A 21,063-nucleotide genomic window follows, 5' to 3' on the forward strand; every position below is an offset into this window, starting at 1 on the left:
ATGTCGATCCACCAGGTTCCGCGCCAGTTCCTGCGTGCCGGCGCAGCCCCGGCCAAGCGCACGCTCTATGACATCCTGGCCACCACCGCCGCCGAGAATCCTGAGGCCGCAGCCATCGATGACGGTGAGATTCTCACCTACGCCGAACTCATGGACGAGGTCCACACCCTGGCTGCCGAGCTGCACGCCAACGGCATCCGTCGCGGCGACCGCATCGGCATCCGGATGACCTCCGGCAGCCGCGACCTCTACATCGCCATCCTGGCCACCATCGCGGCCGGCGCCGCCTATGTGCCGGTGGATGCCGATGATCCCGAGGAACGCGCGGAGATGGTCTTCTCCGAGGGGAAGATCAACGGTGTGTTCACCGACGAAGGCTTCCGCATGCTCTCCCCGCGTGCGGGCGGCGACAGACACCGGCCGCAGCTGGGTGACACCGCCTGGATCATCTTTACCTCCGGCTCCACCGGCAAACCGAAGGGCGTGGCAGTCTCCCACCGCAGCGCCGCCGCCTTCGTCGACGCCGAGGCCGAGCTCTTCCTGGTCAACTCCCCCGGCGGTCCCCTGGGTCCGGAGGACCGCGTCCTGGCCGGCCTGTCCGTGGCCTTCGACGCCTCGTGTGAGGAGATGTGGCTGGCCTGGCGCCACGGCGCCTGCCTGGTGCCCGCCCCGCGTTCCCTGGTGCGTTCCGGCATGGATCTGGGCCCCTGGCTGATCCGCCGCGACATCACGGTGGTCTCCACCGTGCCCACCCTGGCCGGACTGTGGCCGGCCGAGGCGCTGGACAACATCCGCCTGCTCATCGTCGGTGGCGAGGCCTGCTCCCAGGAACTGGTGGAGCGTCTGGCAACCGAGGACCGCGAGATGTGGAACACCTACGGCCCCACCGAGGCCACCGTCGTGGCCTCCGCAACCCAGCTGCATCCGGGCCACCCGGTGGGTATCGGACTGCCCCTGGCCGGCTGGGACCTGCTCGTCGTCGACGAGCAGGAGCAGCCGGTCAGCGTCGGCGAAGTCGGTGAACTGGTCATCGGCGGTGTGGGCCTGGCCCGCTACCTCGATCCGGAGAAGGACGCCGAGAAATACGCCCCCATGCCCTCGGTCGGCTGGCCGCGGGCCTACCGCTCCGGCGACCATGTCCGCCTGGAGGAGGACGGCCTGTACTTCATCGGCCGGGTCGACGACCAGGTCAAGATCGGCGGCCGGCGCATCGAGCTCGGCGAGGTGGAGGCCAACGTCGCCGCCCTGCCGAACGTCTACAACTCCGCCGTGGCCGTGCAGAAGACCGGCGCCAACCAGTCCGTGCTGGTCGGTTATGTCTCCCTCGATGATCCCGAGGCCGGTTTCGACCACGAGGCCGCGCACGAACGTCTCGCGGAGACCATGCCGGCCGCCCTCGTCCCGCGCATCTGCGTCATGGAGGAGCTGCCGATCCGCACCTCCGGCAAGGTGGACAAGAAGGCCCTGCCCTGGCCGCTGCCGGGCGTGGGTGTGGAGGCCACCGACCTCAACCCGACGGAGGCCTGGCTCGCGGAACTGTGGGTCGACGTCCTGGGTACCTCCGTCGCCGATGCGGACGCCGATTTCTTCTCCCTCGGCGGCACCTCCCTGGCCGCCGCGACGCTGGTGGGGCGTATCCGCGATCAGGTCCCCACCGTGGCCGTCCGTGACCTCTACGACCACCCACGCCTGGGTTCGCTGGCCGAGGCTGTGGAGGCCATCGCCGAGAAGTCCGGTGTCTCGCTTATCGACGCCGCGCCCGTCACCCCCCGTGACGTCACCCCGGTGGGCCTGGGCACGCGCCTGGCACAGCTGCTCATCCAGGTTCCCATGATGACGCTGCAGGCGACCACCTGGCTGGGCTGGATCCTGCTGGGCGGCAACCTCGCCCATCTCGCGGGCGTGGACTGGGCCGTGCACAGCTCCTGGTGGCTGGTGGCCGTCCTGCTCATCGTCTTCGGTTCCCCGCTCGGCCGACTGCCGCTGGGCGGGTTGGGTGCCCGCCTGATCACCCGGGGCATCACACCGGGCGAGTACCGCCGCGGTGGACCGACCCACCTGCGGATCTGGGCCGCCGAACGCTGGGTGGACGCCTCCGGCGCCCACTCGATCTCAGGCGCGACGTGGGTGATCTACTTCGCCCGCTCCCTCGGCGTGAAGATCGGCCGGGGCGTGGATCTGCACTCCCTGCCGCCGGTCACCGGCCTACTCACTCTCGGCGACCACTGCGCCATCGAGCCGGAGGTGGACCTGTCCGGCTACTGGGTCGACGGCGACATCCTGCGCGTCGGCACCATCGAGGTCGGCCCCGAGGCCCGCGTCGGCGCCCGCTCCACCCTGCTGCCCGGCGCCGTCATCGGTGCCGACGCACACGTGGAGGCCGGTTCCACCGTCACCGGTGACCGTCCCATCAAACCCGGCGCCCGCTGGTCGGGTTCCCCGGCGGAGAAGGTCGGCCGTTCCAAGCACCGCTTCCCCGACGAGTACCCGCCGCGGCGTTCCCGCTGGGTGCCCGTCTACGGCCTGACCTCCGTGATGCTCAGCCTGCAGCCGCTCGTGGCCATCGCGCTCGGCGCCCTCGTGGTCATCGCCCTGGTGCAGACCACCAACGGCAACCCGCTGCTCGGCGGGGTGCTCTTCGCCCCACTGGGGGCTCTGGTCGCCTTCGTCTTCTACATGGTCGCCACCTGGCTGGGCGTGCGTGCGCTCTCCCTCGGACTTAAGCCCGGTGTCACCCCGGTGCGTTCCTTCCGTGGCTGGCAGCTGTGGACCATCGAACGCCTCATGGACGATGCCCGCACCTACCTCTTCCCCCTCTACGCCGGCCAGCTCACCCCGATGTGGCTGCGCAGTCTGGGTGCGAAGATCGGCCAGGACGTGGAGATCTCCACCGCGGTGATGGTGCCCGCACTCACCGAGATCCGCGACGGTGCCTTCCTTGCCGACGACACCCTCATCGGCGGCTACGAGCTCGGCGGCGGCTGGATGCTCACCGGTGAGACCCGCGTGGGCAAACGCAGCTTCGTCGGCAACTCCGGCATCACCGGACCGGGCCGCAAGCTCCCGAAGAACTCCCTGGTGGCCGTGCTCTCCTCGACCCCGAAGAAGGCCAAGGCCAACACCAACTGGTGGGGTTCCCCGCCGGAACGCATGCGCCGTGTCCAGGTCGGCGCCGACGGCGGTGAGGCCCTGACCTACAACCCCGGTCTGAAGGTGAAGATCTTCCGCGGTTTCATCGAGACGATGCGGTTGCTCGCGCCCACGGTCTCGGCGATGCTGCTGGCCGCGGTCGTCGGCACGCTCTACTGGCTGACCGTCACCGTCGGTGTATGGGCCGCGTGGTTGGCCGGTGGTGTCACGCTCATGGCCGCCGGACTGCTGGCCATCATCATCACGGTGCTGGTGAAGTGGTTCTGCGTCGGTAAACACCGACCCGGCGACCACCCGCTGTGGAGCGAATTCGTCTGGCTCAATGAGCTGCAGGACGCCTTCGTCGAGTCCGTCGCCGCCCCATGGTTCCTCGTACCCGGCCTCGGCACCGCGGAACTCAACCTGGCCCTGCGGGCCCTGGGTGCGCGCATCGGCCGCGGCGCGTGGATCGAGTCCTACTGGTTCCCCGAGACTGACCTCTGTGTCGTCGGCAGGGGCGCCACGGTCGGGCCGGGAACAGTCGTGCAGACGCACCTGTTCCAGGACCGCGTCATGAGCCTCGATCAGGTAACCATCGCCGACGGCGCCACCCTGGCCGCCCACTCGGTGATGCTGCCGGCCGCCACCCTCGGCGCAGGAGCCACCGTCGGACCCGGTTCCCTGGTCATGCGCGGCGACCAGGTGCCCGCCAACACCGTCTGGCAGGGCAACCCGATCGAACCGTGGGGGAGCCTGTCCTCCTGAGAGCAACGCAAAGGCCCGCCCTCCCCGTTTGCACCGGGATGAGCGGGCCTTCGTGCTGACATGGCTGGGTGGCTAATCGCCGATCTGGTCGCGACCACGTTTGACGATGAGCGGGTCCGGATGCCCGACGACCTCGTGGTCCTTGTTGGTGTACTCGAACTTCGACAGGATGTAGCGCATGGCGTTGATGCGGGCGCGTTTCTTGTCATTCGACTTGATGGTCACCCACGGGGACTCGTCCGTGTCGGTGTAGCGGAACTGCTCCTCCTTGGCGCGGGTGTAGTCGTCCCACTTGTCCAGGGAGGCGAGGTCCATCGGGGAGAGCTTCCACTGGCGCACCGGATCGACCTGGCGGATGGCGAAGCGGGTGCGCTGTTCCTTCTGGGTCACGGAGAACCAGAACTTGGTCAGGGAGATCCCGGAGCCGAGGAGCATGTTCTCCAGCATGGGCACCTCGCGGAGGAATTCCGCGTGCTGCGACTCGGTGCAGAAGCCCATGACCCGCTCGACACCTGAACGGTTGTACCAGGAGCGGTCGAAGAATACGATGTCCCCGGCTGCAGGGAAATGCGCGATATAGCGCTGGAAATACCACGAGGTGGACTCCTTGGGGGAGGGCTTCTCCAGGGCGATGGTACGGGCACCACGGGGGTTGAGGTGTTCGTTGAAGCGCTTGATCGTGCCACCCTTACCGGCGGCGTCACGGCCCTCGAAGATGATGATATGGCGCTGGCCGGTCTCCTTGGTCCAGTTCTGCCACTTCAGCAGCTCAATCTGGAGGGCGCGCTTGATCTTCTCGTATTCGTCGCGTGACATGCGCTCGTCGTAGGGATAATTCTCCCGCCACGTCTCGATGGGGGTGCCGTCCGGGCGCAGCAGCACCGGATCATCTTCATCGGAATCGTCGACGATGTACCCGTCAGTCTTCGCCAGGTCAATGACGGGGAGTTCGTCGTCCTTGTGGTCAGCCATGCGCCACAGTCTAGTCATGGAACACCCTAGCGTCGCGGCGAACCTGGCCGTGAGCCGGAAGTTCAGGGAACCGTCAACTTATGTTGGGAGAGGAAGAGCAGCAGGCCCCAGCCGTACGGCTGGGGCCTGCTGCTTAGTCCGGTATTCCGACGTTGAATCTAGTCGTCGCCGGCCATCTTGGAGGACAGACCATCCAGCTTGTTGAGCGCATCGAGCCAGTCTGCCGTCTCCTTGAGGATCCGGAAGAGCTCGCCGAAGACGCCAGTCGAAGACAGGTTGGCCCATGCCTCAGAGGAGGCGATAACGTTGGAAGAGAAATCCATGGTAAATCTCCTTGAAGAATCTAGAAAGTAGACAGAGAATTTGACACCCTCAGAATGCTCTGGCACATCCCTGAGGAATAACTGCCTTAACCGAAGAGAGAGGAAGTAGTAGCCACGACGCTGTCCCATGCCTGAGCGGTCTCTGCAGCCAGGCCCGGGTAGTTCGAAGAGAATCCGACAGTGTTCGTGACGAAGTTCGGGAAACCGGTGATGGCGGCCCCGATGTTCTTGCCGAAGGTGACAAAGTCACCAATCTCCCAGATCGGGCTTGTCTCAGTTCCCCAAGGGCCCCAGAAAGGATTGCGCATGCGATTTCTCCTCAACCAATACCAGCCCGTGGGCTGGTCAAAATTCCAGTGGAGTGACACATTGAGGCGTCACAGGTGGATATTTTGTCACAATTTTCAGCTCTAGCAACCCCTAAGAAGAAGTTTCCTTAAAGAGCTTTCGCTCCCCCTCTCTCTCTGGGCCAATTTGCTGTCATGGACTCAAGACCCCCGCACCGTCCCGACCTGCAGAAAGGTCGATATTGCATAATGCACCCCAGCAAAGCGGGGACTGATGTCCGGTTTAAAATTTCCCGAGCGAATTTGTACTCACGATAAGAATTCAGGCAAGGCTTCCCTCAGTTGGGGGTGCTTTCTGCGGACACCTTCTCCCCCTCGACCCTGGAATTCCTCAGACAGGGAAAGCGTGAACGGGTGAAAACTCAGCGCCTAACATTCATTATCGGCGGAAGGCAGAGAACACCCCTCAGGCGGGTGATCAGCAGAACCAAGCAGCTTCCCACTGCCGCACCCCGCACTGGTACCGGTGACGAATCAGAGCGCACCCGCATTCTGTCCAACAGAGTTCAACTGCACCGCAACCCTCAGACACCAGAGACATGCGCTGTAGACAGGGCACCGCAGGTGGCGGAATAGTGCCACCCCTGGGGTCGCCATGACTTAACGGCGCTACAGGTGGGCACCGCACGTCGTGACAGAAGCATCAGAGATTACCTGCCTGACGAACCCGACCATCCCCACCCCGCCGACCCATCGGGCGAACCAGTCGCCTTTCCCCACCCTGGAAAGAAAACTATCCGGGAATCTGCCTGAGATTCCCGGATAGCGTCAGAGTCGGCATGGAGGACCAATGCCGGCAGCTTGAGACTAGAAGCCCATGCCACCCATGCCGTCAACATCCGGGGCGGCACCTGCACCGGCCGGGGCCGGCTTGTCGGCGACGACAGCCTCGGTGGTGAGGAACAGTGCGGCGATGGACGCAGCATTCTGCAGGGCGGAGCGGGTGACCTTGACCGGGTCATTGATGCCCTCGGCCATGAGGTCGACGTACTCGCCGGTGGCGGCGTTGAGGCCCTGGCCAGCCGGGAGGCCGGAGACCTTATCGGCCACGACACCAGCCTCCAGGCCGGCGTTGAGGGCGATCTGCTTCAGCGGGGCGGACAGCGCCTGGCGGACGATCTTGACGCCGGTCGCCTCGTCGCCGGTCAGGCCCAGCTCGTCAACGAGCACCTCAGCAGCCTGCAGCAGGGCGACGCCACCGCCGGCGACGATACCCTCGTCCACAGCAGCCTTCGCGTTGCGGACGGCATCCTCGATGCGGTGCTTGCGCTCCTTGAGCTCAACCTCGGTGGCGGCACCGACCTTGAGCACTGCGACACCGCCGGCCAGCTTGGCCAGGCGCTCCTGCAGCTTCTCGCGGTCGTAGTCGGAGTCGGAGTTGTCGATCTCGGCGCGGATCTGCTTGACGCGACCCTCGATCTGCTCCGGGGAACCTGCACCCTGGACGATGGTGGTGTCATCCTTGGTGATGACGACCTTGCGGGCGGTGCCCAGCAGCGGCAGGTCGGCGGTCTCCAGGGAGAGGCCGACCTCCTCGGCGATGACCTGGCCACCGGTGAGGATGGCGATATCCTGCAGCTGGGCCTTGCGGCGGTCGCCGAAGCCCGGGGCCTTGACGGCGACGGACTTGAAGGTGCCGCGGATCTTGTTCACCACGAGGGTGGACAGGGCCTCGCCCTCGATGTCCTCGGCGATGATCAGCAGCGGCTTACCGGACTGCATGACCTTCTCCAGCAGCGGCAGCAGGTCCTTGATGTTGGAGATCTTGGAGGAGACCAGGAGGATGTACGGATCCTCCAGGACAGCCTCGCCACGCTCCAGGTCGGTGGCCATGTAGCCGGAGATGTAGCCCTTGTCGAAGCGCATGCCCTCGGTGACCTCGAGCTCGACACCGAAGGTGTTGGACTCCTCAACGGTGATGACGGAGTCCTTGTTCACCTGGCCGTTGCCCACGGCGTACATGGCCTTGGCGATCTGGGCGCCGATGGCCGGGTCAGCGGCGGAGATACCGGCGGTGGCAGCGATCTCCTCCTCGGTCTCGACCTCCTTGGCGGATGCCAGCAGAGCCTCGGTGACCTTCTGGGTGGCGGCCTCGATGCCTCGCTTGATGCCCATCGGGTTGGAACCGGCGGCTACGTTGCGCAGCCCCTCGCGGACGAGTGCCTGGGCCAGGACGGTGGCGGTGGTGGTGCCGTCGCCGGCGACATCGTCGGTCTTCTTGGCGACCTCCTTGACGAGCTCCGCGCCGATCTTCTCGTACGGATCCTCCAGCTCGATCTCCTTGGCGATGGACACACCGTCGTTGGTGATGACCGGGGCGCCCCAGCCGCGCTCGAGAACGACGTTGCGACCCTTGGGGCCGAGGGTGACCTTGACGGCGTCGGCCAGGGTGTTCAGGCCACGCTCAAGACCACGGCGTGCTTCCTCGTCAAAGGCGATGATCTTTGCCATGTGTTTGTGCTCCTCAATTAGTTATCAGGACGACACTCGGCGTCTGCGCTCCAGCGGGCGCCCGCGACGGCACGGTCGGTGAGTGTGAACCAACCTCACCCGCTGAAGTCATCGTTTCTGGCACTCGAATGAATCAAGTGCTAAGTCCCTTTTCTAGCACTCACCGGCCTGGAGTGCAATGTCAGGGTCCGGGTCCGTGTCAGATACCGGTGGCACCGAGGGAATAGGGGTCGGCGATCCAGAACCACAGCACGAGGGCGACGATCAGCGCCATGGCTGCAACTGCGGTGGCCGCGGCGATGAGGAACCTGTAGCGGCGACGCCGGTTGCCCTCCAGGTGCTCCCCGTGGAGGGTCTGCTCCCGGCGGACGATCTCCTCCCGGGTCCCGTCCATCGAGGCGATGTGCGCCTCCACGCGGGGGCCCTCACCGCTGATCCCCGGGCCGGCGGTGAATTCGGGGCGGGCAAAGCCCCCCGGCATGCCCGGGTGCGGGTTGTTGAGGTTGCTCACTGAAACTCTCCTGTCCTGGCGGAGCCGTCGAAAAGCCCATGTGCGGAGAAGACCTGCCGCAGCGGGTCCATGCATCGGAAGGGGGCGATGCCGGCGCGGCTGACGCGGTCCCCCTCCGGGGAGGCACCCAACGCGGAGACCGCGAAGCACTGGTACCGGTAGGCCTCGGTGCCGAACAGTGGGGTCTGCAGCTGGTTGATCATCTGGGTCGCGTCCAGGCACTGCAGCAGGCTGCTCACCTCCAGGTGGAGGAGATAGCTGTTGTCCCCGTCGAAGGGCTCATCCAGTGCGGCACTCTCCCGGCGGAAGGAGGCGCCGTAGTTACCCATGACCCGCTGCCAGTTCACCGCGTTCGGCCCGTCGGCGAAGTGGTGGGCCTGGTTGACCTCGGCCAGCCGCTGCATGACGTCGAATTTGGACAGGCACAGCGCGATGTCGGTGCGGTGCTCGGAGCCCAGCACGCGGAGGACGTTCTGCAGCACGACCGTCGGGTCATCTGCCCCGACCTCGTGAATGGGGACGGATCCCTCGAGCAGCTGGCGGATACGCGGCACCGCCATCGGGTCGAAGAGGAAGAGAATCCGGTCCGCGAAACGGAAGAAACTCAGATCCTCCTGCCTCTCATCGAAGTTCTCCTCCTTGAGGTCCTCACCCGCGACGTCGCGGATGACCACGAAGATCTTCTGCAGTTCACCGTCCCGGCGATGCATGCCGACGTCGAAGATCAGCGGTCGGTCCTGGTGTGCATCCGCGGAAGCCGCCGGCGGGGTCGGCGGCAGCAGCCCCATCTTCTCGAAGAGCGGCTTCTCGTAGCGCTCCGTGTAGGTGCGGCGGGTGTGTTCATCCGCATAGCGGAAGGTGCCGTGGTTGGTGATGACCAGCCGTTCCAGCAGCTTGACCACCACCGCGATGTACAGGCTCTTGCCGGAGGTGCGTGCACCGGCCATGGCGAAGGTGAGCGTCCCCGAACCCTGCCACCCTTCCGGGAGCAGGTAATCCTCCCGCTGGGAGGGCGTGAGGAAGGGGGATGCCGGCGCCATGGGATCCGGCATCTCCTGGAAGGTGTAGGGGCAGCGGGTGGGAAGCTTGCCCGGGTAGGTATCTGTCGCCATCTTCTATTTCTCCCCCTGGGTGAGGGTGTCGAACATCGTTCGGGTCGGCACCGCCAGTTCCATGGAGTTCTGCTCCAGCACGGCGGTGATCAGGGATTCATCAAAAACAGTGGAGGTGTGTCCCGCGGAGGCGGCGGGTCGGCGTGGGGTGAGCAGATGCACCACACCGCCACGGGCCGTGACCTCCGCCGGCAGATCGTCCGAGATGACCACGAGGGCGAACTCGGGGTCGAGGCTGCCCAGGTCCCGACTCCAGCCGACCTCCTTGAAGAGGAAGTCCCGGGCGGCCAGCTGGCGGACGGCCTCCGGTCCAGGGAGTACCTCCAGGGGGTCCGCGGCGCTGCTGGTGGCCAGGTGCAGGACCCGGTCACCGCTGTTGGTGGACAGGACTCCTGCCGCGAAGGTGCACATCGCCTCGAAGGTCCGCCTGTCCATGCTCAGGGGCATGGAGGAGGAGACGTCGACGATCACGACCACGTCCCGCCGTTTCCCCTCCGGGAGACTGTCCCGCTCGATGGAGCGGCGCAACGCAGAACGCACACCTGCAGAATATTCATCGAGGGTGGTGTCGCTCGTGGTCTCCGCCACGATAAGCCGGACCTGGTCCTCCGTGGGCAGGATCACCGCGACGGGGAAGGAGCGCAGTCCCCCGACCTCGAAGGTGGGGAACTCGATACGGGTCCCCTCCCCCTGCTCCGGCGTGACATGCAGGGTCACGAACAGTTTCGTGCCGGTGGGGAAATAGGAGTGCCCGTAACCCGGGCTGACCGTGACCTCAGTGGTTTCCCGCGGATTGCGGATCGCCACCTTCGAGCCCCGGCGCTTGGATTCCATGTGCGGGACATCCACCTCGAAATCGAGTCCGCCGCTCAGCTCAACCTGGAGCTGGCCGGTGAAGGTGGGCCCCTCCAGGTCGTGGGCCTGTCCCGCGCTCAGACGGATACTATGCATCGGTTCCTGCTCTTTCAGTTCTGTCCATCTCGTTGACTATTCCCCTGGCCACAGTGGCGAGGATCTGGCGTACGGCCGGGTCCACGTTGCGCATCTCCTGCGGGTCCAGGTGTCTGCGGACCTCATTCATCACCACCATGAGCGTCCCGGAGCTGAATTCTGCGCTGAGGATATCCTGCTGTGCGATACGCCTGCCGTGCTTCTCCAGGCCGGGGTGGTCGATACTGCCCTGCGTGACATACTTATCCACTGCCTCCAGGGTCAGATCGGCGAGGTGTCCCCGGAGGGCACGGTCCCGGTCCCGGTCCCCGGTGATAACCGGTCGGGCGCTGATGAACATGTTCACCGTGTAGTACACACGGAGCAGATCGAGGGTGTAGTTCCGGCTGCTGTCGGAGACGAACCTGTCCTCGACCAGACCCTGCAGAATCCCCGGCACCTGCGGTTTTGCCAGCCAGTCCATCATGTCCCTGATGTTCTGCGAGGACCCCAGCTGCAGGAAGGCACGTTCACCGCGCCGTTGAATGGCGTAGAGCTTCTCCTTCCGGTCCTGTCCGGCAAGATCCAGCAGAGTCTGCAGTTCCGCATGCGCGTTGAAAGGTAGGGATGCCTTGTGCCCGCCCCGGAAGGAATCGGTCATGTTGAACAGGTCCCGGAACCCGCGGTCCCGGACGGTCTCAGGTTCCACTAGGCCGGTGGCCAACAGGAAGTTCAGGTAACCGATCAGGACCTCGGTCGGCTGTGTGCCCAGTTCCCGGATGCCCGCCTGGGCTGCATCCGCCAGGCGGTAATAATCGTGTTCGGCAAGGTCAGCCCGCCCCAGCACCGGCCAGGCGTGGTTCTCCAGTACAAGCTGCGGTCGCTTGATCACCTGCTGGACCAGCTCCACATCCAGATTCCGCGCAGCCCCGGCAGCGGCGTCACCTGAGTCCAGGTGCTGCTTTGCGACGTCCGCCAGTCCCTCCGCGAACAGCCCCGGTCGACGCTTCACCAGCCCTGCCAGCCCATCGCCGAATCTGGGCTCGGCAGGGTTGCCTGCAGCGGGCTCCCCGGCGAGAAACTCCACCACCTGCAACGGCGAGAGGCCGACGGTGAACACCCCCCTGGTCAGTTCCGACCAGAGGGATCCGGGTTGCGCCTCCCGGGTCCGGGGATCGGCCGGATCAATGACGGTGATGCCTTCCAGACGTTTCAGCGCATCCTTGTCGGTGGCGGGCACCACAACCACCGGATGTTCCTGTCCCGGCAGCGGGGCAGGCAGCGCCGCGGCGCGTTCGAAGGTGGTGAAGCGGAGGAGCCGACGGGCCTCATCCGGGGACAGCGTCGACGACAGCGCCTGCAGCCAGTAGACGGCCTCGTTGGCGTTCTTGACCATCAGCACCGGTGTCGTCGTGCCCCCGCTGAGGACATCCTGGAGGCGGTAGAGCGCCCCGGTCCGGTCACCGAGCATGGTGGTGACCATCATCCACGCCACCGCGAGGTCCGTCAGCGGACCCGGCCGGGGCTCCTGCAGGTCCCGGGGCAGGGTGACCGCGTTGACTGACGCGATGCGAAAAGGGGTGAGCAGGTCCTCGGAACGGTACAGGTTGATGGGGTAGGTGGCCGCGAGCGGGCGGCTCAGATCGTGGTCGATGAACGCGTGGGTGAAGACATTGCCCGGTCGACCGGTCGCGTCCTTGCCGGCCGGGACCGACTGCATGCACAGCCCCCTGTCCCCCAGCGGGAGATATTCGAAGCGGCGGGGCAGCTCCGCGATCTCAGCTGCCCCGATGAAATCATCGAAGGACTGCGTCGGGACCATGCTGGTCGGGGCGTGCTCGGCCACCACCTGTTCATCGGGCAGGTCGGCGTTGATCGAGGGACCGGTGGTCCAGCCGCCGCCACCTGCCTGATTGCGGAAGGAGGCGTAGGTGACGTGCGACCAGCGTCGCCGTGGAGCTGTCACTGCGCTCCACCACTCAGGTAGCGGTGCCACTCGTCAACGAACAGGGTCGCCGGGTTAGGGTCCAGCAGAGCGCTGACGGGGGTACCCGCCCGATGGTCCTCGCGGACGAACAGGCGGAAGTATGCCCCCGGCGGGTTCTGCAGGTCAGCCGGATTCAGCTCCCAGAACTCCTCGTAGCGGTCCGGGTAGAGGGCGGATGAGTTGATGCCGGGCAGGAAATCACTTCCATCCTGCATGTTTCCGACGATCCGGCGCGCCTTGACCTCCAGTCCGTCGTTCGGCTCCAGCGGCAGTCGGCCCTGCTGGAGCCGCAGGGTGAACTGGCGGTGGGTGTGGTCCTCCCGGTCGCTGTGGATGATCAGGAACAACCGTCCGTCCTGGGCCGTGAACTCGTAACCGAACTGGCGCAGGCCGTCATAGTGCAGCACCTCGGGGTCGCCCCAGATCTGCCGCCCCTCGTAGACCCGGGAGGGGAAGAGCGCGACGTCACCGGCTGCGGGCAGGTGCAGGCGCATGCCGCCGTCCTGTTCGTAGGCCTGCCGATGGATCGACGCGATATTGGAACCCGGGTCCTCGGGCCGCGGGGAGATCTGGTGTCCGGTCCCGGGTTCCCCGTAGACGGCGGTCACCTCATGCGCCTCCTCCGGCCACCCGAAGGTGAGGAACTGGTTGTTCACACGTTCATGCAGGGTCGGATTGCCCACCTCACCGACGCGTACCCGGGAGTGGGAACGGCCCACCTTCGCCTGGTTGCCCACCACGCTCACAGGCGTGATGAAGACCGAGTACCAGTCCTCCGGCCAGTCGACGGAGCAGCTGCTCATGCCACGTTCCAGGTCGTTGGCCCAGTCGCGCTGCGCCAGCCCGAAGGACTCCAGCTGGTCGACCTCGACGACCCGGTCCTGGAGGCCGTCCACCGGGGCCTCCTGTGTGCGGTAGATCCACACCTCACCGGAATCCGGGTTCTCCCAGTTGACGTTGAACCTGGTCTCGAAGCCGTCGGAGGATTCCGCCACCTGGATCGGCACGTCCACGACCTCTGCGTTGACGTAGATGGTGAATTCCTCGGACGGGGCGGAGGAGAGTTGCGCGCCGTGGATGCGGACGTAGCGCTGGGCGACGAATTTGTATTCCTCACCCTTGTACTGGGGTGTGTACCGGAAGCCCTGCAGGTTCTGGGTGTCCACGGCGATCTCGTTGCGACGGCTGGTGGTGCGACGTTCCGAGGCCTTCGCCGCGAAGACCGCCACGCGGTGGGTGTGGTCCTCCGGGGCCCACTGCCCCTTGACCACGGAGCCGGCGACAGACAGTTCAATGTTGTCGATGGGCCGGATGTAGGCCTGCTCCCCCACCAGGGTGGGCTCACCGCGCAGGGCGGAGGTCTCCGAGGTGCCCTCGTACATCCACACCTGGTAGAGACGGTAGGCGGTGGTCAGAGGCTCATGGTCGACCCACCGCTGCGCCACCGTCACAGCCCGGAGTTCACCGGCATCGGGGTCCTTGTCGAACTCCTCCTCGTCACTGACGATGCGGAAGAGGCGGCTCTCGAAGCTGGCGGTGTTCTGGGCCCAGCCGGGCAGGGACCATTCCAGTTCCAGGGCGCCGTCACCGGTGGGCAGGACCCGCAGATCTGCACCGGGCATCTCCTCGATGTCCCGGAAACCGTCGAGCATCCGGAACTCGTGGGCCTCATAGGGGCGGAGATCCGGGTCGACGGGGACAGGCTGGGGCTCCGGGATCGGCTCCGGCTCCGGTTCGAACTCCGGCTCCGGTCCGCGGGCGGCGTGCCGCCCGGGTGCGGAGTCGACGATGTCCTCAGGAGTGATGTCCTCGAACTCCGCGTACTCGTACTCCGGTTCTGTTTCCACCGGGGTGACGGGCTCCACCTCCTCGGTGAGGGTGGGCCGGTAGAGCTCCTCGATGTCCGGGATGACCTCAGTGTTCTCTGTCAGGGCCAGGGCACGGACATGCTTCAGGGCCTCCGCCCACACCTGCAGCGCCGGGTAGCTGCCACCGGCGTCGAGTTCCGTGTGGTCACGGGCCGCGGCCACGAGTTCCTCACCGGTCGGCAGCGCCTCATCGGGATAGATCTCGCGGGCGATGCCACGCCACGTCTCGAAGGCACCGAGAATTTGCAGTTCGATCGACATCTAGAATTCTCCTGTTCCTGGCAGGTGATGCTTCGGCTGGGGCATCGTCATCACCCGTGGCTCCCTCACCTGGAAATCCTCACTGTCCGGCATGGCGCCGACCAGACCAGGGTCGAGTGGCTGGTGGTCGGGGCGTCGGAAAGCGACATCCCCCTCGTGCGCCGGTTGCCCGATCTGGACCAGCACCTCGCTGACCCCGATGGCGTCGAAGGTGTTGATGTTGCGGTCATGGGTGCAGTATCGGGGATCCACTTCGAGGATCCCGTCCACCCGGCCGCGTTCCGTGGCGATCTCGCCGTTGAAGGAGCCCAGGGCGACGGCCTCGTCGAGCGGCAGACGCGAGGGTGCCGTCTCCCGTCGGCCGTCACGGTAGACCTGCTGCGGGGAGAGGATGCCGGTGTCATCCCGCTCGGTGTCCTGCCGGAGGTCGGCGGTGACGCGGCGCCACACGTCCTTCGACCGGTCCCGGGTGCGGAACCCGGTGGCCGTGACCGCACCGGCGAGGCGGGCCAGCTGCCCTCCGGTCCCCTCACCGGAGGTGGAGAAGACATCGTTGACCGCGAATTTGCCGTTGGTGCGTTCCTCGAAGTTCCGGGCGGCCTCGGCCAGTCCGCCCATGACGTAGTCCCCGAGCCAGCCTTCGCGGTAGATCTCGCGACGGAAGGTGTTGGCCAGGCGCTCCACCTCCCCGGAAGCGGGGTCGGCCTCGGCGAAGACCACCGATTCCGGCATGGTGTTCACCGGGATGGTCGATTCGACGCGGGGGTGCCGGATGTATCCGAAAGGCTCGTTGATGAGGGCGCCGATCATCCGGGATGTCGAGAGGAACTGGCGGTAACCGACGTCGATGCGCACCAGGGCCTTCCGCGTCACCTCCAGGTTCGCCCGGGCGGCATCCAGTTTGTTCACGATGTCGCGTCGACGGTTCAGGAAACGCATCTCATCACGCGTCTCCACGGCCACCTGCAGGATCCAGAACAGCAGCCACAGGCCCACCCAGATGCTGAACATCCACACCTTGATGTCCGTGGGGGCGGCGTTGAGGGTGTCCACCCAGCCCGCGCGCGGTGCGTCGAGAAGGGTGGGGCGGAGGTGGCCGAAACCCCAGATCAGGGCGAAGATCATCACTGATCCCATGAAAACCCAGCCCAGCCAGCGGAGAACCCCCGCCAGTGCACCGGTGCCCGCCGCCCTGGCCTGACGGTCCTCTAGGTCGGCGATCTGCCCGGTCAGCTGTTCCTTCCGTTGGTGGAGCTGCCCCCGCCGCTCCACCAGTCCACGGCCGACGTGGCAGGCGAAACTACCGGAGTTCTCCTCCTGCCACTGCTTGAAGTCACCGATCACCCGGCCGACCCCGCGCTGCCGACCGTGCCGCTGGGAGGCGAGACTGCGTTCGTATGCGGCGATCCCGGCGATGTCATAGGGGGCGATGTCCCCGCCACCGATCGTCGACTTCACCTCCACCGGCAGGTCATGGCCGAAGTTGGCGTCGGGCCCCGGGATGACGTCTGCGGCACTGCGGGCCACCCATACGGGACGCTCCGGGTGTTCCTGCATCACGCGGGGATAGGAGGACTGCCCGGCGTTCTCCGTGATGAACCGCGGCGAGGCGTCGAGCATGGTCAGAGCGGTGTTGGCGTAGGAACTCCACAGCGGGCCCAGTTCCCGGGTGGCCTCCACCTGCAGATTCTCGCGGCGGGCCTGCCGGGTTCCGCTGTCGTCGGCAGGGTCAGGTTCCGCGTCACCTCCACCGCCGACGCGGATGCGGGAATCCTCCCCGTAGAGCCCCACCTGCACGGTGTCATCGACGAATGTCCGGGCCTCACCCCGCAGGTCCCGGAAGAACCTGGCAGGGGTGGTGACCATTCGTTTCCCCCAGATACGGAGGAACTCCCCCAGCGCGCGGCCGGAGGTGGTGCGGCGGGTCTGCTGCGCCAGGGCGTGGGTGGGCTTGCCTTCGATCCGCTGGTTGAACTCGCTGAGGAGATCCTCCGCGGCGGTCTCGGCGAAAGCCCGCGGGTTCTCGGTGTACTGGGCCGAGACCTCCTGGCCCGGCCGGTTGAGGCGGGGCAGGGGGTTGAGTTCGGTGTCGAAGATGCGGGCCTTCAACCGGGCCTGCACGTCCTGGCCGTCGATGCGACGGTAATAGGCCCGCACCAGACGGAAGCTCACGCCGCTGGCCGGATCGAGTCGGGCGACAGGGGCGTGGGTGCTGCCCTCCCACAGGCCGAACAGGCTCGCGATCCCCGCCACGCAGTGCAGGGTGAAGCGGTTGTCCAGGTGGTCGAAGTGGAAGGGTACGGTGGCCGACTCCGGCCCCGGGGAATCCTCAGGGGCGAGGAACAGGTTGGTGAATCCCTTGAGCACCGGCAGGTCGGTTTCCAGGGGCGCACCCACCGCGGAGATGATCAGGTTGGTGCGCTGGATGCTCCGGCCGGTGAGGATGCTGTCAATGGCATCGGTGAGCGCCATCAGTTCGGCGCTGCGGATCTCTCCGCCACCGAATCCGACGACGTTGATCACCCCGAGATGCAGTCGGGTGATGCGGGAACGGGCGACCAGTGCGTTGAAGGGCTCCCGGGTGATCTCCGGGCTCCCCTCCTCGCTCAGCCGCAGGTAGGTCACCTCCGAGGAGGAGGACCTGAAGGAGTCGGCATCCACCCACGCCAGGTCCCGGACGAGACCCGTGGCGGTGAAGTCCTCCAGGGTCTGCCGGATGCCGTGTGAGAGTCCTCCCCGACCCAGGAATACCGTCAGGGTCGAGTCACTGTTCAGTGCGGACTCCATCAGAATTCACCCTGGCCGGGCAGGGTCGGGCGGGCCGTCGACGGCGTGCCGCCGGCGAAGGGGGTCGTGGGCATCCGCACGTCGGTGGCCTGCGGCGGGCCCTGACGTAGGCAGTCCTCGAGGATCGCGGCGATCCGGGCGGTGGCCTCCGCGATGTCCGGAGCCAGATCCGCGAAGACCGGCACCTGGGAGGCCAGCTCTCGGTCCGTGATGTCGGCGTAGGGACGGTCGGTCCGGGTGAACAGCTGCCCGGCACCGAGGCGGGAGCTGGGGATGTAGGCCTGCGCGATGGCGTTCTGATTCTCCAGCCACGCCTTCGCCGCCTCGAGCCGGGCCTGCGGGGCAACACCGGGGGCAGTGCCGTCGATCATGTGGATCTCACCGGACTGTCGCTCGCCGTCGTAGAGCCACTGGTGCAGCAGCCGCTGGCCGCGGATGGTGCGGCCAGGCAGGGAGGGGGTGGGTTCCGCGTCCCACAGCTCCCGGAGGAGGATGTAGGGCTTCACCGATTCGAACAGGGGCTGCTCGCCCACCCGCGACCAGGCCAGGGCCGCGAATTCCAGCAGGTTCGGCAGCCAGTCCAGGGTGGCCCGGAAACGGGAGACCGGTGTGAGCATCGGGGTGTCGAAGTTGATCCAGTGCCCGACCTTCTCGTCGTAGATCTGCACGGGGGTCATGTCGCTGGTGTCCAGGGTGCCCGGGAAGTAGACCTGGCCGGCCAGGCGGCCGACGTACCAGCCGTTGACCAGGGCCTTGCGCTCGGCATCGGTCATCGGCAGGGCGGCGGGCAGGGAACGTGCGCGGCGGCCGTGCCAGAATTCGGCGCGGGTGCCGGTGGTCTGCCGCCACTGCTTCTCAATCGGGGGCAGCAGCGAGTCGAAGACGATCGGCGCGTAGTTCGGGTAGGAACCGAAGATGTCGATGGAGCGTTCCTCACCCTGGTTGACCAGGGCCTTGCCCAGCGGGCGGGTCATGTCGGAGGGGCGGTGGTTCGGGTAGTCGCGGACCGCCTGCTCCAGCATCTTGCCCACCTCATCACCGCCGAAGGGGATGCGGGAGAAGTTGAAGTTGTAGGCGACCTCGTTGCCGTAGATCGACTGGACCAGCTGGGTGTTGATCTGGGCCAGCGGCAGCGCGTAGGTCATGGCCTCACTGAACTTGCCCAGCACCGTCTGGCGGCGTTCGCGCCGCTCGTGCTCGGTGAGATTCGGGGCAGTGACGAACTCCCGCAGCGAGCTGGAGATGAACTGCTGGAAGGAGAAACCGGGCCTGCGGATGTACTGGCGGGAACGGTCGAGGATGGCGCTGGTGCTGATGTTGAACTCGAAGCGGGCGGGACGCGGGTCCCGCGTGGTACCCGGGTTGGCCGGGTCGCGGCTGAGTTCGCGGGAGACCCACACGTCGAGCAGGCGCAGCAGGTCACCCGGTGCCTTCTCTGAGCCCGAGAGCGACTCCCAGTCGCCGCTGACCACACGTTCGGCGGAGATCTCCAGGGCCCGCGCGTAGTCGTGGTCCTGGCTCTCCTCGGTCTTCGCGGACTGGATGATGTCCGCGATGAACTGGTCAATGAAGGAATCAACCTCGGTGAGGAAGACCTCGTTGGCGGCCTGGCTGAAACGCTTGGACACCTCCTGCTGGGATTCATCGGGCCACAGTGCCGGGACGTCGGTCTTCAGCTGGGCGACACCGAGGTTGACGTCGCTGGTCAGCTCATTGTGCTTCTCCAGGTCGGCGTGGGCGTCGTTGATCTGCTTCTGCAGCGGCTCGATGAAGTTCCGCACGAAATCCGCCAGCGCGGACTCCAGACGGTGCGCGATGTAGCCGACTGCGCGGTTCCGGATCTGGCCGGCGGTGTTGTTGACGATCTCCTGGGAGATCGCCGAGGAGTCGTCGATACGCCCGCGGGAGTTCTCCAGGTCGATGCGCTGCTGGTCGTTCATCACCACCGCCTGCGCCGGCAGCCCATCAAAGAGGGCGTGCAGTTCCTGCAGGTTGGTGTTGGTGATGGAACTGCGGATCCGCTGCAGCAGCGCGGATCCGTAGGGCACACCGTACTTCGCGATCTCCGCCTTGAGCAGGTTGAGCAGGAACAGCTGGATCCCGTCCTTGCCCGCCCAGGCGTTGACCCCGGCGTAGAGGTCCTTCTTCGGGTCGTTGTCGATCTGCTGGCTGCAGGACTGCAGGGTCCGGATGACCTCCGGGACCCACTCGCTGCCCCGCTTGTTCTGCCCCAGCGGCATCTGGCTGTTGACCAGCTGCATCATGTCGCGGGTCCAGTTCTCGATGACGCCGCCGAAGTTCTCGTAGATCCAGTTCCCGGCGTCGCCCTGACGGGGCAGGAAGGCATTGAGCTTGTCGACGAGCGCGCCCTGGTTGTTGTCCAGTCGCTTCTGGATCTGGATGTCCGCCGGCGAATCATCGGTCGGATCGTAGTGACCGTGCAGCAGGCGTTCGACTGCCTGACGTGCCAGACGCTGCGCGGCGTATTCCGCGTACCGGTCGCGTCCCATGGACAGCTGCGCATAACCGAAGGTGCCCCACGGCACGTTCTTCGACTCGGCCGCACCCCAGGCATAACGGCTCTGGTCGGCGCCGACACCGCCCTTGTTGCCCAGGGTGAACTGCTTGTAGTTGTCCATCGAGCCCTCATCGGACATCAGGGCTGCCAGGCCACGGCCCAGCGCCCGGTAGACGGTGTCCGGCTTGCCGTCGCCGAGCAGCGCACCGTTCTCACCGGAGCGGATGCCGACCGGGAAGATGCGCCCCACCGGGATGTCGTCGTCACCGACGGGCACGCCGAGGGCGTTGAACAGGCGTTTGTCGTCATCGGTGGCAGAACCCAGCTGTGCTGCGACCAGCTCCGAGAACATCGCCAGGGCGTTGGGGTTGGCACCGGCCACCGCATCGGCGGAGAGCTGGGAGAAGATGTCGGGGGTCACCATGAACAAGGAGTTCAGGGAGACGGCGTTGCCCTCCAGTCCGGTGAGCAGACGGCAGATGTCGATGGCCATGGAGGCACCGGCGCCACCGGCCATGGAGGACACCACGAAGACCAGCGGCTGTTCCTTGGAGCTCTCCCCGCTGTAGACCGTGCGGCCGTAGAGCGCGGCACGGAGCTCCGCAAGCTCGCGGTCGGTCTCACCGCCGTAGAGCACGTCCCACGACTTCTTCAGTTCCTGCTGGATCTCCTGCAGCCGGCTCAGGATGAGCATGCGGCCGATCGAGCGGTACTGGCCCGCACCCGCGGAGATCGGGGTGGTCTCCGAGCCCGGGTTCGTCAACGCCCAGCTGGAGATCGTGCCCAGCTCGCGGCGACCGGCCAGCTGGTTGGATACCGCGGTGTCCACCGTGGCATAGCGGTCGGAGGAACCGCAGGAGATGTAGCGGCCACCCGCCTCGGGGACGTTGGGCAGGTTCGGGCCGGGACGTTCCGGGACGGTGGGCACATCGACGGAGACGAACTGCCAGGCACGGGGCAGCTCGACATCCTTGGGGCTGTCGTAACGGTCGGGCAGACGCTCAGCCAGCGTGGTCTTGAGCTGGTCCATCATGTAGGCGAGGGTCTTTGCTCCGGAACCGCCACAGCCGACGACGAGGACTTTATGCATGATGCTCTTTCC

At 66.2% G+C, this 21,063-nt stretch carries 12 protein-coding genes; 1 reads left to right on the forward strand and 11 read right to left on the reverse strand.

Annotation, left to right across the window (positions count from 1 at the left end; genetic code table 11):
- Positions 1-3,894, forward strand: coding sequence for a Pls/PosA family non-ribosomal peptide synthetase (locus tag EAH68_RS03000; protein ID WP_126119842.1), 3,894 nt, complete (start codon positions 1-3; stop codon positions 3,892-3,894).
- Between the two features lie 72 nt (positions 3,895-3,966).
- Here EAH68_RS03000 and ppk2 read toward each other — a convergent pair whose 3' ends face one another.
- The 11 genes from ppk2 to EAH68_RS03055 form a co-directional block, all read right to left on the reverse strand.
- The gene (gene ppk2 / locus EAH68_RS03005) at positions 3,967-4,866 is read right to left on the reverse strand and encodes a polyphosphate kinase 2 (RefSeq protein ID WP_126119843.1); all 900 of its coding nucleotides are present in this window, start codon (positions 4,864-4,866) and stop codon (positions 3,967-3,969) included.
- Positions 4,867-5,024: 158 nt separating this feature from the next.
- Complete coding sequence (locus tag EAH68_RS03010) at positions 5,025-5,189, reverse strand: porin (RefSeq protein ID WP_126119844.1); 165 nt, start codon at positions 5,187-5,189, stop codon at positions 5,025-5,027.
- 86 nt (positions 5,190-5,275) lie between these two features.
- The gene (locus tag EAH68_RS03015) at positions 5,276-5,497 is read right to left on the reverse strand and encodes a hypothetical protein (RefSeq protein WP_126119845.1); all 222 of its coding nucleotides are present in this window, start codon (positions 5,495-5,497) and stop codon (positions 5,276-5,278) included.
- An 846-nt stretch (positions 5,498-6,343) separates the two neighbouring features.
- Entirely contained in the window at positions 6,344-7,987 is a 1,644-nt protein-coding gene (gene groL / locus EAH68_RS03020; protein WP_126119846.1) for a chaperonin GroEL, read from the reverse strand.
- A gap of 199 nt (positions 7,988-8,186) precedes the next feature.
- Positions 8,187-8,498, reverse strand: a complete 312-nt coding sequence (locus EAH68_RS03025) for a hypothetical protein (protein WP_126119847.1) — start codon at positions 8,496-8,498, stop codon at positions 8,187-8,189.
- Positions 8,495-9,610 carry a TRAFAC clade GTPase domain-containing protein gene (locus EAH68_RS03030; RefSeq protein WP_126119848.1) on the reverse strand — a complete coding sequence of 372 codons (1,116 nt, stop codon included), beginning with the start codon at positions 9,608-9,610 and terminating at the stop codon, positions 8,495-8,497. Before EAH68_RS03030 ends, EAH68_RS03025 begins: the two co-directional genes overlap by 4 nt.
- Positions 9,611-9,613: 3 nt before the next feature.
- Positions 9,614-10,561, reverse strand: coding sequence for a hypothetical protein (locus EAH68_RS03035; RefSeq protein ID WP_126119849.1), 948 nt, complete (start codon positions 10,559-10,561; stop codon positions 9,614-9,616).
- The gene (locus tag EAH68_RS14815) at positions 10,554-12,506 is read right to left on the reverse strand and encodes a GAP1-N2 domain-containing protein (protein ID WP_206436343.1); all 1,953 of its coding nucleotides are present in this window, start codon (positions 12,504-12,506) and stop codon (positions 10,554-10,556) included. Before EAH68_RS14815 ends, EAH68_RS03035 begins: the two co-directional genes overlap by 8 nt.
- Positions 12,503-14,656 (reverse strand): SaeA-related protein, encoded by a 2,154-nt coding sequence (locus tag EAH68_RS03045; RefSeq protein WP_126119850.1) that lies wholly within the window; start codon positions 14,654-14,656, stop codon positions 12,503-12,505. Before EAH68_RS03045 ends, EAH68_RS14815 begins: the two co-directional genes overlap by 4 nt.
- Positions 14,657-17,443 carry a hypothetical protein gene (locus tag EAH68_RS03050; protein ID WP_126119851.1) on the reverse strand — a complete coding sequence of 929 codons (2,787 nt, stop codon included), beginning with the start codon at positions 17,441-17,443 and terminating at the stop codon, positions 14,657-14,659.
- Positions 17,443-21,051, reverse strand: coding sequence for a tubulin-like doman-containing protein (locus EAH68_RS03055; RefSeq protein ID WP_126119852.1), 3,609 nt, complete (start codon positions 21,049-21,051; stop codon positions 17,443-17,445). Before EAH68_RS03055 ends, EAH68_RS03050 begins: the two co-directional genes overlap by 1 nt.
- Positions 21,052-21,063: the final 12 nt, after the last annotated feature.

The organism is Corynebacterium hylobatis (assembly GCF_003955685.1).
GTDB lineage: Bacteria > Actinomycetota > Actinomycetes > Mycobacteriales > Mycobacteriaceae > Corynebacterium > Corynebacterium hylobatis.